The organism is Escherichia sp. AM3 (genome assembly GCF_032029835.1).
Lineage (GTDB): Bacteria > Pseudomonadota > Gammaproteobacteria > Enterobacterales > Enterobacteriaceae > Escherichia > Escherichia coli.
This window is the reverse complement of sequence record NZ_JAVUPQ010000007.1, coordinates 1-24,146: the sequence shown is the minus strand read 5'-3', so window position 1 is coordinate 24,146 and position 24,146 is coordinate 1. Positions and strand designations below refer to the sequence as shown.

General features: G+C 51.3%; 19 protein-coding genes. 3 read left to right on the top strand and 16 right to left on the bottom strand.

What is annotated here, in order from left to right; all coding sequences use genetic code 11:
• Positions 1-15: 15 nt before the first annotated feature.
• Positions 16-846, bottom strand: a complete 831-nt coding sequence (gene glpG, locus RTW80_RS05140; protein ID WP_000928723.1) for a rhomboid family intramembrane serine protease GlpG — start codon at positions 844-846, stop codon at positions 16-18.
• A gap of 44 nt (positions 847-890) precedes the next feature.
• Positions 891-1,217: a thiosulfate sulfurtransferase GlpE gene (gene glpE, locus RTW80_RS05135; RefSeq protein WP_000371928.1), complete on the bottom strand. Its 327-nt coding sequence runs from the start codon at positions 1,215-1,217 to the stop codon at positions 891-893.
• A gap of 189 nt (positions 1,218-1,406) precedes the next feature.
• Between glpE and glpD the strand changes: the two genes are divergently transcribed.
• On the top strand, positions 1,407-2,912 hold the full coding sequence (gene glpD / locus RTW80_RS05130) for a glycerol-3-phosphate dehydrogenase (protein ID WP_000448135.1): 1,506 nt from the start codon (positions 1,407-1,409) through the stop codon (positions 2,910-2,912).
• A gap of 215 nt (positions 2,913-3,127) precedes the next feature.
• Here the strand turns inward: glpD and RTW80_RS05125 are convergent, their stop codons facing one another.
• The 9 genes from RTW80_RS05125 to asd form a co-directional block, all read right to left on the bottom strand.
• Positions 3,128-3,730, bottom strand: coding sequence for a hypothetical protein (locus RTW80_RS05125; protein WP_000981056.1), 603 nt, complete (start codon positions 3,728-3,730; stop codon positions 3,128-3,130).
• A complete protein-coding gene (locus RTW80_RS05120) occupies positions 3,730-4,722 on the bottom strand; it encodes a PstS family phosphate ABC transporter substrate-binding protein (RefSeq protein ID WP_001032214.1) in 993 nt (330 codons plus the stop codon). The genes RTW80_RS05125 and RTW80_RS05120 overlap by 1 nt, the downstream gene beginning before the upstream one ends.
• A gap of 25 nt (positions 4,723-4,747) precedes the next feature.
• Positions 4,748-6,256 (bottom strand): PstS family phosphate ABC transporter substrate-binding protein, encoded by a 1,509-nt coding sequence (locus RTW80_RS05115; RefSeq protein ID WP_123000332.1) that lies wholly within the window; start codon positions 6,254-6,256, stop codon positions 4,748-4,750.
• 124 nt (positions 6,257-6,380) lie between these two features.
• On the bottom strand, positions 6,381-8,828 hold the full coding sequence (gene glgP, locus RTW80_RS05110; RefSeq protein ID WP_312718581.1) for a glycogen phosphorylase: 2,448 nt from the start codon (positions 8,826-8,828) through the stop codon (positions 6,381-6,383).
• An 18-nt stretch (positions 8,829-8,846) separates the two neighbouring features.
• Entirely contained in the window at positions 8,847-10,280 is a 1,434-nt protein-coding gene (gene glgA / locus RTW80_RS05105; RefSeq protein WP_001197646.1) for a glycogen synthase GlgA, read from the bottom strand.
• Positions 10,280-11,575 carry a glucose-1-phosphate adenylyltransferase gene (gene glgC / locus RTW80_RS05100; protein WP_000253975.1) on the bottom strand — a complete coding sequence of 432 codons (1,296 nt, stop codon included), beginning with the start codon at positions 11,573-11,575 and terminating at the stop codon, positions 10,280-10,282. Before glgC ends, glgA begins: the two co-directional genes overlap by 1 nt.
• Positions 11,576-11,592: 17 nt before the next feature.
• Positions 11,593-13,566: a glycogen debranching protein GlgX gene (gene glgX, locus RTW80_RS05095; RefSeq protein WP_000192559.1), complete on the bottom strand. Its 1,974-nt coding sequence runs from the start codon at positions 13,564-13,566 to the stop codon at positions 11,593-11,595.
• On the bottom strand, positions 13,563-15,749 hold the full coding sequence (gene glgB / locus RTW80_RS05090) for a 1,4-alpha-glucan branching enzyme (RefSeq protein ID WP_032247280.1): 2,187 nt from the start codon (positions 15,747-15,749) through the stop codon (positions 13,563-13,565). Before glgB ends, glgX begins: the two co-directional genes overlap by 4 nt.
• 272 nt (positions 15,750-16,021) lie before the next feature.
• Positions 16,022-17,125, bottom strand: a complete 1,104-nt coding sequence (asd, locus tag RTW80_RS05080) for an aspartate-semialdehyde dehydrogenase (protein WP_000799956.1) — start codon at positions 17,123-17,125, stop codon at positions 16,022-16,024.
• A 191-nt stretch (positions 17,126-17,316) separates the two neighbouring features.
• Here asd and yhgN point away from each other — a divergent pair, with 191 nt between their 5' ends.
• A complete protein-coding gene (gene yhgN / locus RTW80_RS05075; RefSeq protein WP_001002544.1) occupies positions 17,317-17,910 on the top strand; it encodes an NAAT family transporter YhgN in 594 nt (197 codons plus the stop codon).
• Between the two features lie 56 nt (positions 17,911-17,966).
• On the opposite strand, the gene gntU is transcribed toward yhgN, so the two are convergent.
• The 5 genes from gntU to RTW80_RS05050 form a co-directional block, all read right to left on the bottom strand.
• Positions 17,967-19,307, bottom strand: coding sequence for a gluconate transporter (gene gntU, locus RTW80_RS05070; protein WP_000210111.1), 1,341 nt, complete (start codon positions 19,305-19,307; stop codon positions 17,967-17,969).
• Positions 19,308-19,310: 3 nt separating this feature from the next.
• Positions 19,311-19,838 (bottom strand): gluconokinase, encoded by a 528-nt coding sequence (gene gntK, locus RTW80_RS05065; RefSeq protein ID WP_000108330.1) that lies wholly within the window; start codon positions 19,836-19,838, stop codon positions 19,311-19,313.
• A gap of 138 nt (positions 19,839-19,976) precedes the next feature.
• Positions 19,977-20,972, bottom strand: coding sequence for a gluconate operon transcriptional repressor GntR (gntR, locus tag RTW80_RS05060; RefSeq protein ID WP_000730252.1), 996 nt, complete (start codon positions 20,970-20,972; stop codon positions 19,977-19,979).
• Positions 20,973-21,195: 223 nt separating this feature from the next.
• On the bottom strand, positions 21,196-21,891 hold the full coding sequence (gene yhhW / locus RTW80_RS05055) for a quercetin 2,3-dioxygenase (protein ID WP_000639811.1): 696 nt from the start codon (positions 21,889-21,891) through the stop codon (positions 21,196-21,198).
• A gap of 122 nt (positions 21,892-22,013) precedes the next feature.
• On the bottom strand, positions 22,014-23,051 hold the full coding sequence (locus RTW80_RS05050) for an oxidoreductase (RefSeq protein WP_000236306.1): 1,038 nt from the start codon (positions 23,049-23,051) through the stop codon (positions 22,014-22,016).
• Positions 23,052-23,383: 332 nt separating this feature from the next.
• Between RTW80_RS05050 and yhhY the strand changes: the two genes are divergently transcribed.
• Positions 23,384-23,872, top strand: coding sequence for an N-acetyltransferase (gene yhhY, locus RTW80_RS05045; protein WP_001300398.1), 489 nt, complete (start codon positions 23,384-23,386; stop codon positions 23,870-23,872).
• Positions 23,873-24,146: the final 274 nt, after the last annotated feature.

Here is a 24,146-nt window from a genome sequence, read left to right as displayed (position 1 = left end):
TATAAATCCCTGGAATTATTTTCGTTTTCGCGCATTGAGCGAATCAACAAAAGCCATCGCTAAACCCACGGCTAACCCGGCGATGTGTGCTCCGTTCGCCATCGACATCCCAAACAAATCAAACCATCCGGCGACAATCCAGATCAGCGCAAAGATAATTAACCCACGTTGCAGGTAAATGCCACTTTGCGGATCGCGTTCGCCACGTAGCCAGACGTAGCCCATCAGCGCATACACCACGCCAGAAAGCCCGCCAAACCACGGCCCGCTGAATTTTTGCTGCACATAGCCGCTTAACAGGGCGCTGATAAGCGTAATGACAATTAGCTTACCGCTACCGAGGCGTTTTTCCACCGCACCGCCGAGATACCACCACCAGAGCAGGTTAAAGAGGATATGCATCAGCGAGAAGTGCATTAACGCGTGGGTGAAGTAACGCCAGAACTCAAATTTCAGTGTTGGATCGAATGGCCAGGCCAGCCATAACATCACTTCCTGATCGCCGAGAATTTGCATGGCAATAAACACCACCACGCAAGCGATCATCATCACCCAGGTTACCGGACCTGCGCGTTCACGCAAGGCGGCAAAGAAAGGATAACGGCGATAATGCAGGCCACTGCCGGTATGGCCTGCCTGCCAGCTCGCCGCCAGATAACGCGGATCTGCCGGGTTTTCGAGAAAACGCGCCAGCTCCGCCCGTACGCGCTCGGCCTGGGACTCATCCGCCAGCCAGACATCGCTTTGGTTATGTTGTTGAATCGTGAGGATAACACCCTGCGTCGCCATGTAATCAACAAACGCCTGCGCCACGCGGGGGTTAGCAAAAGAGGTAATCATCAACATCGTTGCTGTCGCTTATTCCACACAAAAGGGGACAGTATAAAGCGTTACGCGCCGTACGCCACCTCTGCGGGAAACTGACGTTGCCAGGCTTCAAAGCCGCCGTCAATGCTATAGACCACATCGTAGCCCTGTTGCAGCAGATACTGCGCCGCGCCTTTGCTGCTATTGCCGTGATAACACATCACCATCACCGGAGTGTCAAAGTCGTTATCACGCATAAAAGCGCCCAGCGTGTCGTTGGTTAAATGGAAAGCCTGCACCGCATGTCCCATTGCGAAACTCTGTGGATCGCGAATATCGACCAGCACCGCCTCTTTTTCCTGCAACTTCTGGTGCGCGTCGGCAACGTTAATACATTCGAACTGATCCATGCGTCTCTCTTTCTTTACAAACAAGTGGGCAAATTTACCGCACAGTTTACGTCGAAGCGGCAGATAAACGCCATAATGTTATACATATCACTCTAAAATGTTTTTTCAATGTTACCTAAAGCGCGATTCTTTGCTAATATGTTCGATAACGAACATTTATGAGCTTTAACGAAAGTGAATGAGGGCAGCATGGAAACCAAAGATCTGATTGTGATAGGGGGCGGCATCAATGGTGCTGGTATCGCGGCAGACGCCGCTGGACGCGGTTTATCCGTGCTGATGCTGGAGGCGCAGGATCTCGCTTGCGCGACCTCTTCCGCCAGTTCAAAACTCATTCACGGTGGCCTGCGCTACCTTGAGCACTATGAATTCCGCCTGGTCAGCGAGGCGCTGGCTGAACGTGAAGTGCTGCTGAAAATGGCCCCGCATATCGCCTTCCCGATGCGTTTTCGCCTGCCACATCGTCCGCATCTGCGCCCGGCGTGGATGATTCGCATTGGTCTGTTTATGTACGATCATCTGGGTAAACGCACCAGCTTGCCGGGATCAACTGGTTTGCGTTTTGGCGCAAATTCAGTGTTAAAACCGGAAATTAAGCGCGGATTCGAATATTCTGACTGTTGGGTAGACGACGCCCGTCTGGTACTCGCCAACGCCCAGATGGTGGTGCGTAAAGGCGGCGAAGTGCTTACTCGGACTCGCGCCACCTCTGCTCGCCGCGAAAACGGCCTGTGGATTGTGGAAGCGGAAGATATCGATACCGGCAAAAAATATAGCTGGCAAGCGCGCGGCTTGGTTAACGCCACCGGCCCGTGGGTGAAACAGTTCTTCGACGACGGGATGCATCTGCCTTCGCCTTATGGCATTCGCCTGATCAAAGGCAGCCATATTGTGGTGCCGCGCGTGCATACCCAGAAGCAAGCCTACATTCTGCAAAACGAAGATAAACGTATTGTGTTCGTGATCCCGTGGATGGACGAGTTTTCCATCATCGGCACTACCGATGTCGAGTACAAAGGCGATCCGAAAGCGGTGAAGATTGAAGAGAGTGAAATCAATTACCTGCTGAATGTGTATAACACGCACTTTAAAAAGCAGTTAAGCCGTGACGATATCGTCTGGACCTACTCCGGTGTGCGTCCGCTGTGTGATGATGAGTCCGACTCGCCGCAGGCTATTACCCGTGATTACACCCTTGATATTCATGATGAAAATGGCAAAGCACCGCTGCTGTCGGTATTCGGCGGTAAGCTGACCACCTACCGAAAACTGGCGGAACATGCGCTGGAAAAACTAACGCCGTATTATCAGGGTATTGGCCCGGCATGGACGAAAGAGAGTGTGCTACCGGGTGGCGCCATTGAAGGCGACCGCGACGATTATGCCGCTCGCCTGCGCCGCCGCTATCCGTTCCTGACTGAATCGCTGGCGCGTCATTACGCTCGCACTTACGGCAGCAACAGCGAGCTGCTGCTCGGCAATGCGGGAACGGTAAGCGATCTCGGGGAAGATTTCGGTCATGAGTTCTACGAAGCGGAGCTGAAATACCTGGTGGATCACGAATGGGTCCGCCGCGCCGACGACGCCCTGTGGCGTCGCACAAAACAAGGCATGTGGCTAAATGCGGATCAACAATCTCGTGTGAGTCAGTGGCTGGTGGAGTATACGCAGCAGAAGCTGTCGCTGGCGTCGTGATTTAATGTAAGGTGGCCAGGTCAGATTTCAATCTGACCTGAGACTGATGACAAACCAAAAAACTGCCAGATGCGCTACGCTTATCTGGCCTACGTTGTTTATACAATATATTGAATTTGCATGATTTTGTAGGCCTGATAAGGCGTTCGCGCCGCATCAGGCATGAACAAAGCGCCACGTTGTCAACAATCTGACCTACTTTTTGATTCAGGGAATTACCGCAAAGCCCACGCCATCATACCCAACGTAACAAAACTTAAGCACGTTCCCCACTCACTCAACTTCCGTATCTGGCATCTATTTTTGCTGCACCACTGGCAATAATATCCCAACGCAAAACCAAGCTGTGCGCTTATTGGACCGATAAAATCCGTCCACGGCTGAGGCCAAAATGGCGAAAAATTCAGGGGTAGCCAGACAACAAGCAGAAAGAAATTGCGGATACTTTCCAGCAACGCAATTTTCGCTGGCGCGATGTAAAAAATGATATTCCAGAGGATCAACCATAAATAGACCGGTGCGAATACCAACCAACAATGGAGCCTGCTTTTCAATTCAGATTGAGTTCTACGAGTAAATTGCCAACCAACGCAACACATTACACAGAAGAAAAGCGCATATTCAGCCGATAACCAAAGTTGTAATTGCAGAAGTGAAATACGCCTGATCATGAGCGGGATTGAGAACAGCATTTCCCCCAGAAAACTCAGCGTGATAATACAAGCAGCCAGCGCAACCACCATCGGCCACACCAACAACGGCACAATAACAAAGCCGAGAAATAACGGATAAATATAAAGTCTGATTATATTCATCATTATTGTCCTGATGATTCGGGGGATGCTTCATACAGCGGCACATACCCCACATCCTCTACCAACTGTTGCCCCTGCTGACTTATAAACCAGTCAACAAATTTCTGCGTTTCCGGCGTGGGATTTTCACGCGTCACCATATAGGCATCCACAATGTATGGATAAGTGCCGTTGCGGATATTTTCCTCGGTAGGCGCAACGCCATTTATAGCCAAAAGTTTAATCTGCTTGCGCATTTTGAGCATATTGTCATTCATACGAGTGACGTAATAGTGGAAGGTGTACCCAATGGAAGATGGCGTGTTTTGATAGTCGGCAACTTCAGTAATTAAACCGCCCATAAGATCAATCACAGTGGATTTTTTAGCTGGCAGCATTGGGGTGTCTTGCATAACCAACCCCTTCATAATCGTTTGGCTTCCAGAATCTTCAGGGCGCTGCCAGACTTTTATATGTTCGTCACTACCACCTACTTTATTCCAGCGGCTAGTTTTGCCGCTAAAAATATCTTTAACCTGGTGCTCAGAGAGAGAATTTACCGGGTTATTAATATCAACGATAAAGACAAAGGCTTCGCGGGCGAAAGCGGTATATTTCAGTTTAACACCCGCTTCTTCTGCACGTTTTTTCTGTCCTTCCGACGGTTGTGCAACAAAAATAACCGTCGCGGAACCTTTAATCAGACTATCGTAGGCTTCAGCTGTTCGGGTTTGCTGCAAACCATACGCCTGCCAGGCCAGCGAGGTTCGATCCTTATCTTTTGGCTCGGGTACTAATTTATAATACGCGGAGGCATACAGCGGGTATAAGGCTGTAGCGCCGTACACTCTCGGCCATCTTGACCAATCATCGCTGTAACGTAATGCAGGTTGCCCCCGCAGAGACGTCAGTCCATGGCTCTCTTCTTCCCTAACGCTGTTATAGTACCCTTCCCGGTCGACACATCCCGCCAGTAACGCCGTGCCTAATAGTAAAACACCGGTGAATTTATTCATCTCGCTGATTCCTTTCTCTCGAGCGTTATTCCATTGTTGGATACAGCGGCACATATCCCACATCTTCTACCAGACTCTGCCCCTGCGGCGTTAAAAACCATTCGACCAGTTTTTGTGTTTCTGACGTTGTATTTTCTCTCGTCACCATAAATGCATCGACGATGTACGCATATTTGCCGTTGCGAATGTTTTCCGCCGTCGGTGTAATACCGTTAATCGCTAGCAATTTTATATTTTTATCAGCATTCATTTGCGTCGCGTAATAGCGGAAGGTATAGCCTATTGCGTTGTTTGTATTACGGTATTCGGCAACGACTTTAATCATTCCCTCCATCACGCTTGCCACTTTCGTTTCCTGCGGCGAGATCATGCGGACATTTTTCATGACCTGTGATTGCATCACTGTCTGGCTGCCAGAGTCTTCCGGGCGCTGCCAGGTCTGGATCTCCTGATCGTTACCGCCAACAGCACGCCAATTGGTAATTGCACCACTGAAAATGTCACGCACCTGTTGTTCAGTCAGGGAATTAACCGGATTATCCGCATTGACGATGAAAACGAATGCTTCACGGGCAAAGGGGGTGTACAGCAAAGTGACACCAGATTCCTTTGCACGTTTTTTTTGCCCACCGGAAGGTTGCGCCACGAAAATAATATCAGCATCGCCCTTAACGATTTTGTTATATGCTTCTGGCGTACGAGAGTTTTCCAGATAATCCCAAACGTGAAAATCCTCTGGTATTACACTTAATGCATAAAATGCAGAAGCATAAATTGGGTACGCAGCCGTGGCGCCATCGATTCGCGGCCAGTTTTGCCTAAACTGAATTTGCGGTTTGCCACGCAGCGGCGTCAGTCGATTATTGAGTTTATCGGGTCGCCAGGCCCAGATATCAATATTTTCGCGTACACCGACACCAGGATTTTGCTGCTTATATAAATGGGCATGATACCCGGCGACAATACCAAGTAAGAGAAGTAGAAACAGGAGTAAGTTACGGCAACGTAGTCCGGACGTGCCGGATAAAGGATATCTGGTCGGCCAGGCGTATCCCAGCGAAAAACTGATATGCGCCCCAACGGGAATAATGACCATCCACCAGTACTCACCACCCACTAATGAGACTAAAAAAACGCCCAACCAGGGAAGCATAAGGTTTGCCAACCAACCAGCTCCCATCTGGCGAAATTGATAATCTGCCAGATGTAGCGTGATTATCCAGCCAACCAGGGTTAATAGCGCGGGTAAGAGAAAAAAGCATTGCCGCCAGACGGCTATTTCTCTGTTTTCTGGCGCGCTATCACCGGCCCACACGCGACCAGAGAAAAATATTATTATCGCCCCCAGCGTCAGCATAAAGACGTTGAGCAGAAGGTAAATTGTTGGCGTGATAAAGATATTACAAACTTCAATAATACCGGCAAGTCCGACACCCAGCATGGCAATAACCGCCGCCAAAAACTGCGCCAGAATGGGGATGCCGAAAAAAGTCATTACCAGCGAGGTCAAAATCCATTTTCTGTTTTGCATTATTCTTTCCATTCTTTCTGAATGGCGAAATTATACTCCCCGAGTCCCCTTGCCCCTTCTGGACACTTTTCCGAAATGATGGCGAAAAAAACGGGACCCTTTGGCCCCGTTCTATTTATTAGTGAAATTACAATCTCACCGGATCAATATGCCAGATATGATCGGCGTACTCTTTGATAGTACGGTCAGAAGAGAAGTAGCCCATATTGGCAATGTTCAGCATCGCTTTTGCGGTCCACTCTTCCTGAAGCTCGTAGAGTTCATCGACTTTATCCTGACAATCGACATAGCTGCGATAATCCGCCAGTACCTGGTAGTGATCGCCGAAGTTGATCAGCGAATCAACCAGATCGCGATAGCGACCCGGATCTTCCGGACTGAATACACCGCTGCCGATTTGCGTCAGCACCTGATGCAGCTCCTCATCTTTCTCGTAGTATTCACGCGGTTTGTAGCCCTGACGACGCAGTTCTTCCACTTCTTCCGCTGTGTTACCAAAAATAAAGATATTGTCAGCACCGACATGATCCAGCATCTCGACATTCGCACCGTCCAACGTACCGATAGTCAGCGCACCGTTAAGCGCAAACTTCATGTTACTGGTGCCGGAAGCTTCCGTCCCCGCCAGCGAAATCTGTTCAGACAGATCGGCCGCCGGAATGATCAACTGCGCCAGGCTAACGCTGTAGTTCGGGATGAACACGACTTTCAGCTTGTCGCCAATCTGCGGATCGTTGTTGATCACTTTCGCTACGTCATTGATCAAATGAATAATGTGCTTCGCCATGTAATAGGCCGAAGCCGCCTTACCGCCAAAAATATTCACGCGCGGTACCCACTTCGCATCCGGGTCGGCCTTGATGCGGTTATAGCGGGTAATCACATGCAACACATTCATCAATTGACGTTTGTATTCGTGAATACGTTTGATTTGTACATCGAACAACGCCTTTGGATTCACCACCACATTCAGCTGCTGGGCGATATACTCTGCCAGACGCTTTTTGTTCTCCAGCTTCGCCTGATGCACAGCGTGATTAACCATTGGGAAATCACAGTGTTGTTGCAGCTCATTAAGCAGGCTAAGGTCGGTGCGCCAGTTACGGCCCAGGTGTTCGTCCAGCACGGCTGAAAGCGATGGGTTCGCTACCGCTAGCCAGCGACGCGGCGTCACACCGTTGGTGACGTTGGTGAAACGACCCGGGAAGATTTTCGCAAAGTCGGCAAACAACGATTGCACCATCAGATTAGAGTGCAGTTCCGATACACCGTTAACTTTGTGGCTCACAACAACCGCCAGCCAGGCCATACGCACACGACGACCGTTGGATTCATCAATGATCGACGCCCGTCCCAGCAGATCGGTATCGTTCGGATACTGTTCCTGCAAGGTTTTCAGGAAATAGTCGTTGATTTCAAAGATGATCTGCAGGTGACGCGGCAGAATTTTACCCAGCATATCAACCGGCCAGGTTTCCAGCGCCTCGCTCATCAGCGTGTGGTTAGTGTAGGAGAAGACCTGACAACACACCTCAAACGCGTCGTCCCAGCTAAATTGGTGCTCATCGATCAGCAGACGCATCATCTCAGGAATCGACAGTACCGGATGGGTATCATTGAGATGAATCGCGATTTTATCCGCCAGGTTATCGTAGGTTTTATGCAACTGATAATGGCGGCTTAAAATGTCCTGAATGGTCGAGGAAACCAGGAAGTATTCCTGACGCAGGCGCAGCTCACGCCCGGAGTAGGTGGAGTCATCCGGATACAGTACGCGAGATACGTTCTCGGAGTGGTTTTTATCTTCCACTGCCGCGAAGTAGTCACCCTGGTTGAATTTACCGAGGTTAATTTCGCTACTGGCTTGCGCACTCCACAAACGCAACGTGTTGGTCGCGTCGGTATCGTAACCAGGGGTTATCTGATCGTAAGCGACTCCCAGAATCTCTTCGGTTTCAATCCAGCGCGTTTTTTTACCTTCCTGCTGAATGCGACCACCAAAACGGACTTTATAGCGCGTGTTGTGGCGTTTGAATTCCCACGGGTTACCGTATTCCAGCCAGTAGTCTGGCGACTCTTTCTGGCTACCGTTAACGATGTTCTGCTTGAACATACCGTAGTCATAGCGGATGCCGTAACCGCGCCCCGGCAACCCTAACGTCGCCAGAGAATCAAGGAAGCAAGCCGCCAGACGTCCCAGGCCACCGTTACCGAGGCCCGGATCATTTTCTTCATCAATCAGCTCTTCGAGATTTAACCCCATCGCTTCCAGTGCGCCCTGTACATCTTCGTAAATTCCTAGCGACAACATGGCGTTGGAGAGCGTACGGCCAATCAAAAACTCCATCGACAGGTAGTAAACCTGACGAGTTTCTTGCGACAACTGGGCACGGTTTGAACGTAACCAGCGCTCCACGAGACGATCGCGCACAGCAAATAACGTTGCGTTCAGCCATTCATGTTTATTGGCGACGACCGGGTCCTTTCCAATCGTAAACATCAGCTTGTAAGCGATAGAGTGCTTAAGAGCTTCTACGCTAAGCGTGGGCGATGAATATGTAAACGGAGCATTCATATAGGCGTTTCCTGAAAACTATTTCAAGCGATAGTAAAGCTCACGGTACGACTTCGCCGCGACCTGCCAGCTAAAATCCATTGCCATAGCCTGACGTTGCACAAACCGCCACAGTGAAGGACGGGACCACAGTACAAAAGCACGCCGAATAGCCCGTAACAGCGACCAGGCATTACTATCTTCAAAGACAAACCCACTGGCGACGCCATCTGCAAGGTTCTCAAGAGAACAGTCAGAAACCGTATCAGCAAGCCCACCGGTGCGCCGCACTAACGGCAGCGTACCGTACTTCAATCCATAAAGTTGCGTTAAGCCGCACGGTTCAAAACGGCTGGGCACCAGAATGACGTCCGCGCCGCCCATAATGCGATGCGAAAATGCTTCGTGATAGCCAATCTGAACGCCCACCTGACCGGGGTATTCCGCTGCCGCCGCAAGGAAACCTTCCTGCAGCACCGGATCGCCCGCGCCGAGTAGCGCCAGCTGCCCGCCCTGCTCCAGAAGGCCCGGTAAGGCTTCCAGCACCAGGTCGAGACCTTTCTGGCTGGTCAGACGGCTCACCACTGCAAAAAGCGGCACTTTATCGTCAACCTTAAGCCCCATTGCGATTTGTAACTGGCGCTTATTTTCCGCTTTATCTTCCAACGTATCGCGGGTGTAACGCGAGGCCAACAGTAAGTCCGTCTCAGGACTCCAGATTTTCTCGTCCACGCCGTTCAGTACGCCGGAAAGACGCCCTTCACGGTGACGCTGTTGCAACAGACCTTCCATACCGTAGGCAAACTGCGGTTCGGTGATCTCGCGAGCGTAGGTTGGACTGACCGCCGTAATGTGATCGGCATAGTACAGACCGGCCTTCAGGAAAGAGATTTGTCCGTTGAATTCCAGCCCATGAATATTAAAGAATGACCATGGCAATTGGATGTCATTCATGTGATGTGCATAAAACATGCCTTGATAGGCCAAGTTGTGCACAGTAAACACCGACTTCGCCGGACGCCCGCGCGCCGCCAGATACGCAGGCGCAAGGCCTGCATGCCAGTCGTGCGCATGCACCACATCAGGACGCCAGAATGGGTCAAGCCCGCTGGCCATTTCTGCCCCAACCCACCCCAGCAGCGCAAAACGCAATACGTTGTCGGTATAGGCAAATAAGTTGGTATCGTGATACGGGCTTCCCGGACGATCATAGAGATGCGGCGCGTCAATCAGGTATATGCCAACCCCGTTGTAATGACCGAACAACAGCGTGATATGTCCGGCGAAGGTATCACGACGGGATACTACTTGCGCATCGGTCACGCCACGGCGAATATCGGGAAATGCAGGCAACAGTACGCGAGCGTCAACGCCGTCTGCGATTTGTGCTGCGGGTAATGCCCCAATAACATCAGCCAGACCGCCGGTTTTAAGCAGCGGGAACATCTCTGAACATACATGTAAAACCTGCATTATCGCTCCTGTTTATGCCCTAACTTCCGTAGCATTTCGCGCGTTACCAGCACGATGCCTTCTTCTGAACGATAGAAACGACGTGCATCTTCCTCTGCGTTTTCACCAATCACCATGCCTTCCGGAATAACACAAGCACGATCGATGACGCAGCGGCGCAGACGGCACGAGCGACCTACCCATACTTCCGGTAACAATACGGCGGAATCAATGTTGCAGAATGAATTCACGCGAACGCGCGAGAACAGAACGGACTGCACCACCACCGAACCGGAGATCACACAGCCGCCGGATACCAGTGAGTTAAGGGTCATCCCGTGGCTACCGGAGCGATCCTGCACGAATTTCGCTGGCGGTAATGATTCATTGTAGGTGCGAATTGGCCAATTGCGATCGTACATATCCAGTTCCGGCACCACAGAGGCCAGATCGAGGTTCGCTTTCCAGTAAGCTTCCAGCGTACCCACATCGCGCCAGTACGGCTCGGCATCCGGGTCGGATTGTACGCAAGAGAGCGGGAACGGGTGCGCATAGGCCAGACCGGCTTCGGTGATCTTGGGAATCAAATCTTTGCCAAAGTCGTGGCTGGAGTTCTCATCACGATCGTCTTCTTCCAGCAGTTCATACAGATAGTCGGCGTCAAAGACGTAGATACCCATACTCGCCAGAGATTTGCTCGGATCGTTCGGCATTGACGGTGGGTTAGCAGGTTTTTCAACGAATTCGATAATTTTATCGTTCTCATCAACCGCCATAACGCCAAATGCGGAGGCTTCTTCAATCGGTACTGGCATACAAGCAACGGTGCAACGTGCGCCTTTTTCGACGTGATCGATAAGCATACGCGAGTAATCTTGCTTGTAGATATGGTCGCCCGCCAGGATCACCACGTATTCCGCTTTATAACGGCGGATAATATCGAGGTTTTGGGTGACCGCATCTGCGGTGCCGCGATACCAGTTTTCCCCTTTCATTCTCTGCTGCGCTGGCAGCAGATCGACAAACTCGTTCATTTCTTCATTAAAGAATGACCAGCCGCGCTGAATGTGCTGCACCAGAGTGTGGGACTGGTACTGGGTGATCACGCCCATACGACGGATCCCGGAGTTGATGCAGTTAGACAGCGCAAAGTCGATAATGCGGAACTTACCGCCGAAGTGTACGGCCGGTTTTGCTCGCTTATTGGTTAAATCCTTCAGGCGGGTACCACGTCCTCCCGCCAGTATCAGGGCAACAGATTTCAATGGCAGCTGGCGCGCCAACATTAAGTGATCGTTCTTCTCTAAACTAACCATGACTAACTCCTTTTTTATCATCTCTGGAACACACACAATCCGTGTGCAGGTCCCTGCCAGACAGCCGTAATCACTGGGTTATCCTCTCCAGCGAATGGGGGAATGGCGTGCCACTCCCCAGCAGGTAAAACAATCTCTGTTACCTCAAGCGTGGCGTTAATTGCGATCAAAAAGCGATCCGAGAGCAGAATTTGCAGCTGTTTCGGCCCGTTTTGCCACTCATCCGTGCTTAAAGGTTGAGCATATCGATTTAGCCAACGGACATTGCCGTCGCCTTCTTCCCACCAGCGATTCTCCACCAAAGCGGGAATACGCTTGCGCAGATGGATTAACGCGGCGGTAAATGCGGTTAAACCACTGCTTGCCTGCGACCAGTCCAACCAGGTTAATTGGTTATCCTGACAGTAGGCATTGTTATTGCCATGCTGGCTGTGACCATGTTCGTCACCGGCCAGTAACATCGGCGTGCCCTGGGAGAGCAACAACGTTGTTAACAGGGCATGAATGCTGTCGCGCCGCCGTTCAACCAGATCAAGAGTACCGCCTAACCCTTCTTTACCATGATTGTTACTGTAATTGTTGTTGGTCCCGTCGCGATTTTCTTCTCCGTTTGCTTCATTGTGTTTATGGTTGAAGCAAACGCAGTCGCGAAGCGTAAAACCGTCATGTGCGGTGACGAGATTAATCGCGGCACTCGGCAGACGACCATTACGTTTAAAAACATCGCTGGAGGCAGCAAAACGCCCGGCAAACGCCCCCAGAGGCAAATCATAATGCAGCCAGAAACGACGGGCAGCATCGCGGAAATGATCGTTCCACTCGGCAAACAGCGGCGGGAAATTTCCCACCTGATAACCACCAGGAGCGATATCCCACGGTTCAGCAATTAACTTCACCTGCGAGAGCACCGGGCAGTTCTGGATAGCGGTAAACAACGGCGCATCCTGACGGAACTCTGGCGTACGGCCCATGACTGCCGCCAGATCAAAGCGGAAACCATCGACGTGGCAGGTTTCTACCCAATAACGCAGGCAGGCGCTGGCATAATCCACCACCGCCGGATGACTCAAATTGAGCGTGTTGCCGCAACCGGTCCAGTTGTGATAATCGCCGTCTTCTCTTATCCAATAATAGCTACGGTTATCGATCCCACGCAGCGAGAATAACGGGCCGTCGAGGTCCAGTTCCGCACTATGGTTGAGCACGATATCAAGAATGACTTCGATACCCGCTTTATGCAGTGCTTTGATTGCATCGCGAAACTCATCCAGCGCCGTTTCTGGCGAGCAGGCATACGCCGGATGCAGCGCAAACATCGCCACCGGGTTGTAACCCCAGTAGTTACTTAGCCCCATGCGTTGCAGACGTGGTTCACTGGCAAACTGCGCCACTGGCAGCAGTTCCAGCGCGGTAATGCCCAATTGTTTCAAATAGTTGATCATCACCGGATGCCCGAGGGCTTTATAAGTGCCACGGATCTCGACCGGGATCTCCGGGTGCAAGTACGTTAATCCTTTGACATGGGCTTCATAAATGATGGTGCTGCCCCACGGCGTGCGCGGCGGGGCATCATCTTCCCAGTCATAGTGATCAACCACCACTACGCATTTCGGCGCAATGGCGGCGTTGTCGCGATAGTCAGGTTCATTATGACCGGCGTGCAGCAGCGGGTTATCTTTAAACTCCCCGTCAATTTGCCGCGCGCAAGGATCAATCAACAACTTCGCCGGGTTAAAGCGATGCCCCTCGGCGGGTTGCCAGGGGCCATGAACGCGATAACCATAACGCAAACCCGGGCGCGCATCCGGCAGATAACCGTGCCAAATGTCGCCACTGTGCCCTGGCAAGTCATAGCGATGTTCCTGGCCATTGGCGTCAAAGACACACAGTTCTACCCGCTCGGCATGAACGGAGAAAAGTGTGAAGTTGACGCCCTGACCGTCGTAATGCGCGCCGAGGGGAGCGGGTTTGCCAATGGCGAGTTGTGTCATTCTGCCTCCCGAACCAGCCAGATAGTGGCCAGCGGTGGTAGCGTCAGGCTTAGTGAATGCTGACGACCGTGGCTGGCAATCTCATCGCTGTGTACCGTGCCGCCATTGCCTGCATTACTGCCGTGATAGTGCATGGAATCGGTATTGAGGATTTCACGCCATTTGCCCGGCTGATTAATGCCGAAGCGATAATCATGACGCGGTACCGGCGTAAAGTTACTGGCAACGATGATTTCGTTACCCTCTTTATCGCGACGCACAAAGATCAGCACCGAGCGTTCTTTGTCATCCACCACCAGCCATTCAAAGCCGTACGGGTCAAAATCCAGTTCATGCATTGCTTTATGGTGGCGGTAGGTGAGGTTCAGATCGCGCACCAGACGCTGGACACCGTGGTGCCAGTTATCGCCGCCTTCCAACAGATGCCAGTCGAGGCTGGCGTCATGGTTCCACTCGCGGCCCTGGGCAAATTCGTTACCCATGAACAGTAGTTTCTTGCCCGGGAATGCCCACATCCAGCCATAGTAGGCGCGCAGGTTCGCGAATTTCTGCCATGCGTCGCCCGGCATGCGGTCGAGAATCGATTTTTTACCGTGGACCACTTCATCATGCGACAACGGCAGGACGAAGTTTTCAGTGTAGTTGTAGAGAATCCCGAAGGTCAGTTTATCGTGATGATACTGACGATAAACCGGGTCGAGCTTCATGTAGTCCAGGGTGTCATGCATCCAGCCGAGGTTCCACTTGTACCAGAAGCCCAGACCGCCCATATCCTGCGGACGAGAAACGCCAGGGAAATCGGTAGACTCCTCAGCCATTGTCACCGCACCGGAAACCTGCTCACCAAGAATACGGTTGGTATTACGCAAGAATTCAATCGCTTCAAGATTCTCGCGCCCGCCAAATTCGTTCGGGATCCACTCCCCCTCTTTACGGCTGTAGTCGCGATAAATCATTGACGCCACCGCATCGACGCGCAGCGCATCAATACCAAAACGTTCAATCCAGTAAAGCGCGTTACCGACGAGGAAGTTACTGACTTCACGGCGACCATAGTTGTAGATCAGCGTGTTCCAGTCCTGATGATAGCCTTCACGCGGATCGCTGTGTTCATACAAGTTCGTGCCATCAAATTCGGCAAGCGCAAAGTCATCGGTCGGGAAGTGGCCTGGCACCCAGTCGAGAATCACGTTCAGACCAGCTGCGTGTGCGGCATCAATGAAATAACGGAAGTCGTCGCGAGTACCAAAACGGCGGGTTGGTGCATACAGGCCGGTTGGCTGATAACCCCAACTGCCATCGAAGGGATGCTCGTTAATGGGCAGTAGTTCGAGGTGGGTAAAGCCCATCCATTTAGCATAAGGCACCAGTTGATCGGCCAGCTCGCGGTAGCTCAACCAGAAATTGTTGTCGGTGTGGCGACGCCAGGAACCCAGGTGAACTTCATAAATAGAGATTGGCGCATCAAACTGATTCGCTTTTTTGCGCTCTTCAGTCTGTACAACCTTTTCCGGCAGCCCGCAAATAAGAGACGCGGTTTCCGGGCGCATTTGCGCTTCGAAGGCATAAGGGTCGGACTTCAGACGCAAGTTGCCATTGGTATCAATCATCTCGTATTTATAGAGCTGACCGTTATGCGCCCCAGGGATAAACAGTTCCCAGATGCCGCTCTCTTTACGCAGGCGCATCGGGTGACGGCGACCGTCCCAGTAGTTGAATTGCCCAACCACCGAGACCCGACGGGCGTTTGGAGCCCAGACAGAGAAACGCGTACCTGTGACGCCATCCATAGTATCTGCATGCGCGCCTAAGGTTTCATACGGGCGCAGGTGAGTACCTTCAGATAATAGCCAGGCATCCATTTCCTGGATTAGCGGACCAAAACGGTAAGGATCATCAATCAGGTTTTGCTGACCATGCCAGACAACAGCCAACTGATAGCGGAAAAAATTCTTACGTCGCGGAATGACGCCGCTAAAGAATCCCCGTGAGTCGAGACACTCCAGTTTTGCGAGTTTGCGCCCGGTTTTCGGTTCAATCACCCACACATCGGTAGCGTCGGGTAAAAGGGCACGGACTTCCAGTCCCGCGGTGGTTTTATGCATTCCCAGTACGGAAAAAGGATCCGCAAAATGGCCTGCAATTAGCGCGTTAATCACGTCTCTATCGATACGATCGGACATGCTTGTCTTCCTGTTTTATTGTGTCACCCCATCCAATTGGATTTTTGACTTCTGGTTGTGACATTTTTTTGACCTGAACGGCGCAGCACTCTGTGCATCCTCTCTGCGTCGTCCTCACTTCAGGTAAGGCTGTGAATACTCATGTATTCAGCCACCCTTAAAGAATAGCCAATGCTCTATTTAACTCCCGGTAAATCATGAAACATCTGCGCTTACTCCTGTATTACGCACTAACAGGGGCGGCATCGCGCCCCAGATTTAATGAATAAAGATTACGCCAGTTGACGAAGCATCCGACGCAGCGGCTCCGCGGCCCCCCACAGCAGCTGGTCGCCCACTGTAAAGGCTGACAGGAACTCTGGTCCCATATTCAGCTTACGCAGGCGGCCTACCGGCGTGGTCAGCGTGCCGGTAACGGCAGCTGGGGTTAGCTCACGCATAGTGATTTCCCGATCGTTCGGAACGACTTTCGCCCACGGATTGTGCGCAGCCAGCAGTTCTTCCACGGTCGGAATAGACACATCTTTTTTCAATTTAATAGTGAATGCCTGGCTGTGGCAGCGCAATGCCCCGACACGCACACATAAACCATCTACCGGAATTACGGAAGATGTGTTGAGGATCTTGTTGGTTTCCGCCTGCCCTTTCCACTCTTCGCGGCTCTGACCGTTATCGAGCTGTTTGTCGATCCACGGAATCAGGCTACCCGCCAGCGGCACGCCAAAGTTATCCACCGGCAGCTCACCGCTACGGGTTAAGGTTGTGACTTTGCGTTCGATATCGAGAATAGCAGAGGACGGGGTCGCGAGTTCATCTGCCACATGGCCATACAGATGGCCCATCTGGGTTAATAACTCACGCATATGTCGCGCACCACCGCCGGAAGCGGCCTGGTAGGTTGCAACGGACACCCAATCAACAAGATCATTGGCGAATAAACCACCCAACGACATCAACATCAGGCTTACGGTACAGTTACCGCCAACAAAAGTCCTGATGCCATTATTTAATCCGTCGGTAATGACGTCCTGATTGACGGGGTCAAGAATGATGATGGCGTCATCTTTCATGCGCAGAGACGATGCTGCGTCAATCCAGTAACCTTGCCATCCGCTTTCACGAAGCTTTGGATAGATTTCGTTGGTATAATCGCCGCCCTGACAGGTCACAATGATATCGAGGGCCTTTAGCGCCTCCAGATCAAAGGCATCCTGAAGTGTGCCAGTGGTTCCGCCAAAAGACGGCGCAGCCTGGCCAAGCTGAGAAGTAGAAAAGAAGACAGGGCGAATGGCGTCGAAGTCGCGCTCTTCAACCATGCGTTGCATGAGAACGGAGCCGACCATACCGCGCCAGCCGATAAAACCAACATTTTTCATAAGCGTTTTTTCCTGCAAAGATGTGTGCTGTATAAATGTGCCGGTCTCCTCTTGGCACATCTTTCACCATACAAAAAGCAGCCAAAGTCGCAAGTGAAATTAATCAATGATAGCGAAGCCATCAGTAATGCGACTTATCCTGCTTTGTTAGCACGCAGAAAGTCCGCGGCAATTATCAGGGAATTTGAGTTATGAATGAAATCATTTCTGCAGCAGTTTTATTGATCCTGATTATGGATCCGCTCGGAAACCTACCTATTTTCATGTCCGTACTGAAACATACTGAACCGAAAAGACGGCGGGCAATCATGGTGCGAGAGTTGCTTATTGCTCTCCTGGTGATGCTGGTGTTCCTGTTTGCGGGTGAGAAAATTCTGGCATTTCTCAGCCTGCGAGCAGAAACCGTCTCCATTTCTGGCGGCATCATTCTGTTTCTGATCGCCATTAAGATGATTTTCCCCAGCGCTTCAGGAAATAGCAGCGGGCTTCCTGCAGGTGAAGAGCCATTTATCGTGCCGTTGGCAATTCCGTTAGTCGCCGGGCCGACTATTCTCGCCACGCTGATGTTGTTGTCTCATCAGTACCCGAATCAGATGGGGCATCTGGTGATTGCTCTGCTGCTGGCCTGGGGCGGCACCTTTGTCATCCTGCTACAGTCTTCGCTATTTTTACGTCTGCTGGGCGAGAAAGGGGTGAACGCACTTGAACGCCTGATGGGATTGATTCTGGTGATGATGGCAACCCAGATGTTCCTCGACGGCATTCGAATGTGGATGAAGGGGTAACGAGGAGAGTTTTTCGAAAAGAACCCGGTAGCGTCACAACTACCGGGCGAACAAACTTAACTCAACAGCTGGAACGCAATCATCCCAACGATGGCACCGACAGTGCCGAGAATGGTTTCCATCATGGTCCAGGTTTTCAGCGTTTCGGCTTCGGTCGCGCCGGTAAATTTACCGAACAACCAGAAACCAGCGTCGTTAACGTGGCTGACAACAATCGAACCACCAGCGATACAAATCGACAGTGCCGCCATTTGCGCACCAGAGTAGTTCAGTTGTTCAATGACTGGCATCACCAGTCCCACCGCCGTTAAACAGGCTACGGTGGCAGACCCCTGAATGATGCGCACTGCAGCGGCCAGCACGAAGCAGGTGATAGCAATCGGCAGGCCCATGCCGGTTAACGCTTCGCCCAGTGCCGGACCTACGCCAGAGTCAACCAGCACCTGTTTGAACACGCCGCCCGCACCAATCACCAGCAGAATGATCCCCGCCGGTTGCAGCGCGTGACCGCAAATCTCCATCACTTTGTCTTTTGGCATGCCCTGACGCATCGCCAGGCCATAAATCGCCACCAGACAAGCAACCAGAATCGCGGTAAACGGATGACCAATAAACTCGAACCATTCGTAAGCGGTAGAGCCTTCTGGCACAAAACGCGCGGCAATGGTTTTCAGCCCCACCAGCACCAGCGGCAACAGGATCAGCGACAGGCTGAATCCGAAGGACGGCATTTTGCCTTCGCCGAGATGCGGTTCGCTGATGTCGTCAGGAATATGCAACTCCACGTAACGGCTGATGAAATTACCCCACAGCGGCCCGGCAATAATCATTCCCGGAATTGCCGCACACAGGCCAATCAGGATCATCCAGCCAAAATCGGCGTTCATCTGCGATGCCAGCAGCATTGGCGCTGGCCCTGGCACCAGGAACGCCGCCGCTGCCGCCACGCCTGCGAATAATGGGATTACCAGCTTCACCAGGTTCGTACCGGTGTGGCGCGCCATTGAGAAAGCAACGCTAATCAGCAGAACAATCGCCACTTCAAAGAACAGCGGTAGCGCACAGACCAGCCCCGCAAGGCCGATGGCATAATGCGCGCGGCTGTGACCGAAGGATTTGAGCATTTTGACGGCAATCTGATCGACTGCGCCGGTTTCATGTAAGATCTTGCCAAACATAGCTCCCAGGGCGACAACCACCGCCAGGAAGCCGAGGGTGCCTCCCATCCCTTTTTCCATCGTCGCTGCGATTTTATCGAGCGGCATACCGGAAAAAAGGCCAGCCCCCATGGACACCACCATTAAAGCCAGGAAAGCGTGCATACGCGCCTTCATGACTAAAAACAGCAGCAGTAAAACAGACCCTACTGCTGTTAAAACAAGCGTTAATGTAGTCACTACTTATTTGCCTTTTTTAATAACCTCAATGGTGCTTGCCACAACACCTTCCAGCGGTTGATCGATATCCACCACCAGTACATCGGTTTCGTCCGCACCCGGCTCCTGCAGCGTTTCAAACTGCGTCACCAACATTTGGGTTTTAAAGAAATGGCCTTTGCGCGCTTTCAGGCGGCTTTCAATCACATCAAAATCGCCTTTCAAATAGATGAAAGAGAGATTCGGATTACCTTCACGCAGCAAGTCGCGATAGTGTTTTTTCAATGCAGAACAGACGATCAGCGACACTTTATTAGTGCGCTGCATAGCAAACGCGGCGTCGTTCAGCGCCTGCAACCACGGTTTGCGATCGTCGTCATTCAGTGGTTCGCCAGACGCCATTTTTTCGATATTGCGCCGTGGATGGAGGAAATCGCCATCAAGAAACGCGGCATGAAGTTGATGCGCCACTTCACTGGCGACCGCAGATTTGCCGCTGCCCGATACGCCCATCAAGACGTAAATGTGGTGATCATGGTTAGTCGTGCTCAAAGTGGTGCCCCCACAATACAAGAATTAAAAATGTTACGGGTAACTGTTATCGGTAACATTGTCCAGCCGGACAATATCAGAAGCAATATCCATCCATGCCTTAAGTGTATAAGTGTGAGCTACTTCAAATTTGTGGGCTTAAATAGATCCGCCCGGTGACAAGGTGAAACCTAAATCTAACATTTTCGGTGTCACAGATTCGCCACGAATACGCGCCAGCAGGCGTTCAGCGCCAATACTGCCCATCCGCTCACGCGGCGTCAGCACGCTCGCAAGTCGTGGCTCCATCACCTGACCAATGTCATGACCGTGGAAACCGGCAATCGCCATATCGTCAGGAACTTTTAACCCCAGACGCTGACATTCAAACGCCGCGCCGACCGCCAGGTCATCATTCGTACAGAACACGCCATCCAGCTGCGGATATTCCCGCCGCGCCTGGCGAATCAGTTCAATACCGGAAGAGTAAGAAGAAGATTGCTCAACCATCACGCTATATGGCACCAGGCCTGCATCCAGCATCGCCTGTTCGTATCCCTTCTGTTTGATGATAGTACGTTCGTCGAGACGTGCGCCGAGATAGGCAATGTGGCGATGCCCGCGAGCAATAATGGCAGTGGTCATCTGGCGTGCTGCTTCAAAGTTATCAAAACCGACGGCGATATCAAGGCATGGCGACTTGCTGTCCATCAGTTCCACCACGGGAATACCCGCCACTTCAATCATCTTTAAGGTGCGCGGCGTGTGGGTACGTTCGGTGAGGATCAGGCCGTCGATATTCCAGGAGAGCATGGATTCGAGGCGTTCTTGCTCCATTTCCGGTTTATAACCGTAGTGCGCCAGCATGGTCTGATAACCGTGCGCGTCGGTGACGCTTTCGATTCCGCGTAATACTTCCGCGAAAACCTGGTTGGTGAGAGAAGGTAACAGGACGCCAATCGCCCGGCTGGTGGCGTTAGAGAGGATATCGGGCGCACGATTGGGAATATAGCCCAGTTCATCAAGAGCCGCGGCAATCTTGCCGCGTAGAGCGACGGAAACCTGCTCCGGGTTGCGTAAAAAACGGCTGACCGTCATTTTGGTCACGCCTACACGGTCAGCCACATCCTGAAGTACGGGTCTTTTCTTTTTCATCGTCCTGAAGGTACAAAAGAGATAGATTCTCTTAGTTTAACACGGACACATCAGAACCTTCCCGGGGAAAACAGTGCTTGTTTACAATTATTAGATATACACTAAATCAATTGCATCGCATTGTGCTAACGACGCGGCAAAACCCCGGAAGCGTACATCAGCACGCGACCGGAGCGAGCGAGGAAGCCTGCAAAAAGGCAGGCTTCAAAGATGCCGTTGAGTTTTAAACCGGCGGCAGATCGAACAGTAACACTTCGCTGTCGCTATCCGCATGGATGGAGATTGCCTGCTCATCCCAGATTGCCAGACCATCGCTGGTCGAGGCTTTCACGCCGTTAATGGTGACATTGCCTTTCACCACCTGGATCCAGACGCGGCGTTCAGCGGCAATCTGATGCACCGACTGCTCATCTTTCAGCAACGCCCAGCGGTACAGTTCCATATCCTGATGCACTTTCAATGAACCATCTCGCGCATCCGGCGAGAGCACCAGCTGTTTGCCCTGTACGGCATCGAAGCGACGCTGTTCATAACGCGGCGTAATACCGTTTTCTTCAGGCATGATCCAGATCTGATACAGATGCAGACGCTCGGTGCTGCTTGGGTTGTACTCTGAGTGACGAATACCCGTACCAGCACTCATAATCTGGAACTCACCCGCCGGAACCTGCTCTTTATTGCCCATGCTGTCCTGGTGCTCAACAGTACCTTCCAGCACGTAGGTCAAAATTTCCATATCTTTATGTGGGTGAGTGCCGAAGCCCTGCCCTGCTTCAATCACGTCGTCGTTAATCACGCGCAGCGCGGAGAAGCCCATAAAGTTCGGATCGTAATAGTTGGCAAAAGAGAAAGTATGCCAGGAGTCCAGCCAGCCATGATTTGCATGACCACGTTCATTTGCTTTGCGTAAGTAGATCATTTGTATTCGCCCCCTGAATGATTTCGATGGGCTTAGTGTGGACCCGATCTGCCTGGGATGATAGAGGGTGAAAATTGACCCCTCTGTTCAAAAAAATTGAACTATTCGAGGGGCCATCAAACTTACTTCGCGAGAGTCACTGTGGAGGGAGAGGCTTGCTCGAATCCGCGTTCAAGGATTTCCAGATTCGTAAGAACTTCAGATTCCTTGACGTAATTTGGCGCACCGTGGGTGATGGTTTGATACAACGCATCATAAACGCGCCCGTAATCGCCCATCTCCGGCTTAATCTCTTCTCTGACCGTCACGCCCTCGTCATTGACATACTCCAGCACACCGACCGAATCATCCGCTGAGAATCCCGGTTCGCCCGGCATAATATTAGCCTTCAGGCTGGTTTCCTGCTGGTCGATACCATATTTAATAAACGAACCTTTCTTACCGTGAACGATAAATTTCGGATAATCGATTTTCACCAGATGGCTGGTTTTGACGATGGCTTTTAGATCGCCATAAAACAGTTGCGCTTCGAAAGTATCGTCAGGATTGGCTTTATTGCGCAGGCTGCGGATGTCATAAGCGACGTGATCCGGGCGACCGAACAGAGAAATAATCTGGTCCATCGTATGCACACCAAGGCCATAGAACGCGCCATCCTGCGGCAACCCAGGTTTGGTTTCTGCGACCGGGCGGTAATAGTCAAAATGGCTTTCCACTTCAACAATCTCTCCCAACTTGCCACTTTCAATCGCTTTTTTCGCTGTCAGGAAGCAGGAGTCAAAGCGACGATTCTGATACGGCGTGACGGTCAGCCCTTTGCTTTTCGCCAACGCAAACAGCTCCTTCGCCTGGGCAAGCGTCGGGGTGAACGGTTTTTCGACCAGCACATTTTTCCCGGCTTCCAGCGCGCGTTTCGCGTACTCGAAATGGCTGTCCGCGTGGGTGCAGACAACAACCAGCTTAACATCGGGATCGTTTAGTACTTCGTCGAGATCGCTGGTGAAATGGATATGGGAATAAATGGGAGCCTGTTCTTCCGGCTTCGCATGGCGACGAAAAATATGCGCGACATGCCAGCTATCCTTGCGGTTAAGTACATACGGCAGATGGTAACGGGTGGTGCTTTTGCCGAAGCCAATAAAGGCGCAGTTGATGACCATGATTTCGTCCTTTTTAAGGTGGTTATTTACACCTTAGCGCAAAGCGGACGTGGTTCCTACTGGAGTGCGCATAACGAACACAAGCACTCCCGTGGATAAATTGAGAACGAAAGATCAAAAAAAAAGCCAGCACCCGGCTGGCTAAGTAATACTGGAAGCAATGTGAGCAATGTCGTGCTTTCAGGTTCTCCGCGAGGGTCTTCCTGATCGCGAGACAATAATAATCATTCTCATTCGCACTTGTCCAACACTTTTTGCAAAAAAATGCATTTGACTCGCATTCGAAAGTCAATGATGTTGAAAGGGACATTTACCCCAAAGAGGACAAAGGAATGAGTGAGATAGTGATACGCCATGCTGAAACGCGCGATTACGAGGCCATCAGGCAGATTCACGCCCAGCCGGAGGTGTATTACAACACGCTACAAGTGCCTCATCCTTCCGATTATATGTGGCAGGAGCGACTCGCCGATCGTCCCGGCATCAAGCAACTCGTCGCCTGTATTGATGGAGACGTCGTGGGCCATCTCACCATTGACGTGCAACAGCGCCCACGCCGCAGTCATGTTGCCGATTTTGGTATCTGTGTCGACTCCCATTGGAAGAATCGCGGCGTCGCCAGCGCCCTTATGCGAGAGATGATTGAAATGTGCGACAACTGGTTGCGGGTAGATCGCATTGAACTAACCGTGTTTGTCGATAACGCCCCGGCAATTAAGGTCTATAAAAAATACGGCTTTGAAATTGAAGGGACTGGTAAGAAGTACGCATTGCGTAATGGTGAATATGTCGATGCGTATTATATGGCGCGGGTGAAGTAAGATAGTGCCCTTTTTCTGAGATGGGAAAAGGGTGTCATTCAAAATCGGCATACCTTCCTTTAATGTATTTATTTTCCCAATAAATATATTGAGATTTACCTCATAATTACTTCCTAAAGTGTAATATTTTATTTTTTAATATATACGCCTACAATTTCCTGGAGTAAATAAATAACAATTAACAAGCATAATAGTGCCAGGTGATGCTGCCAACTTACTGATTTAGTGTATGATGGTGTTTTTGAGGTGCTCCAGTGGCTTCTGTTTCTATCAG

Excerpts from the sequence above, each read along its gene's own strand:
- glpG (WP_000928723.1), bottom strand. The coding sequence starts at position 846 with ATGTTGATGATTACCTCTTTTGCTAACCCCCGCGTGGCGCAGGCGTTT.
- glpE (WP_000371928.1), bottom strand. The coding sequence starts at position 1,217 with ATGGATCAGTTCGAATGTATTAACGTTGCCGACGCGCACCAGAAGTTG.
- glpD (WP_000448135.1), top strand. The coding sequence starts at position 1,407 with ATGGAAACCAAAGATCTGATTGTGATAGGGGGCGGCATCAATGGTGCT.
- RTW80_RS05125 (WP_000981056.1), bottom strand. The coding sequence starts at position 3,730 with ATGATGAATATAATCAGACTTTATATTTATCCGTTATTTCTCGGCTTT.
- RTW80_RS05120 (WP_001032214.1), bottom strand. The coding sequence starts at position 4,722 with ATGAATAAATTCACCGGTGTTTTACTATTAGGCACGGCGTTACTGGCG.
- glgP (WP_312718581.1), bottom strand. The coding sequence starts at position 8,828 with ATGAATGCTCCGTTTACATATTCATCGCCCACGCTTAGCGTAGAAGCT.
- glgA (WP_001197646.1), bottom strand. The coding sequence starts at position 10,280 with ATGCAGGTTTTACATGTATGTTCAGAGATGTTCCCGCTGCTTAAAACC.
- glgC (WP_000253975.1), bottom strand. The coding sequence starts at position 11,575 with ATGGTTAGTTTAGAGAAGAACGATCACTTAATGTTGGCGCGCCAGCTG.
- glgX (WP_000192559.1), bottom strand. The coding sequence starts at position 13,566 with ATGACACAACTCGCCATTGGCAAACCCGCTCCCCTCGGCGCGCATTAC.
- glgB (WP_032247280.1), bottom strand. The coding sequence starts at position 15,749 with ATGTCCGATCGTATCGATAGAGACGTGATTAACGCGCTAATTGCAGGC.
- asd (WP_000799956.1), bottom strand. The coding sequence starts at position 17,125 with ATGAAAAATGTTGGTTTTATCGGCTGGCGCGGTATGGTCGGCTCCGTT.
- yhgN (WP_001002544.1), top strand. The coding sequence starts at position 17,317 with ATGAATGAAATCATTTCTGCAGCAGTTTTATTGATCCTGATTATGGAT.
- gntR (WP_000730252.1), bottom strand. The coding sequence starts at position 20,972 with ATGAAAAAGAAAAGACCCGTACTTCAGGATGTGGCTGACCGTGTAGGC.
- yhhW (WP_000639811.1), bottom strand. The coding sequence starts at position 21,891 with ATGATCTACTTACGCAAAGCAAATGAACGTGGTCATGCAAATCATGGC.
- RTW80_RS05050 (WP_000236306.1), bottom strand. The coding sequence starts at position 23,051 with ATGGTCATCAACTGCGCCTTTATTGGCTTCGGCAAAAGCACCACCCGT.
- yhhY (WP_001300398.1), top strand. The coding sequence starts at position 23,384 with ATGAGTGAGATAGTGATACGCCATGCTGAAACGCGCGATTACGAGGCC.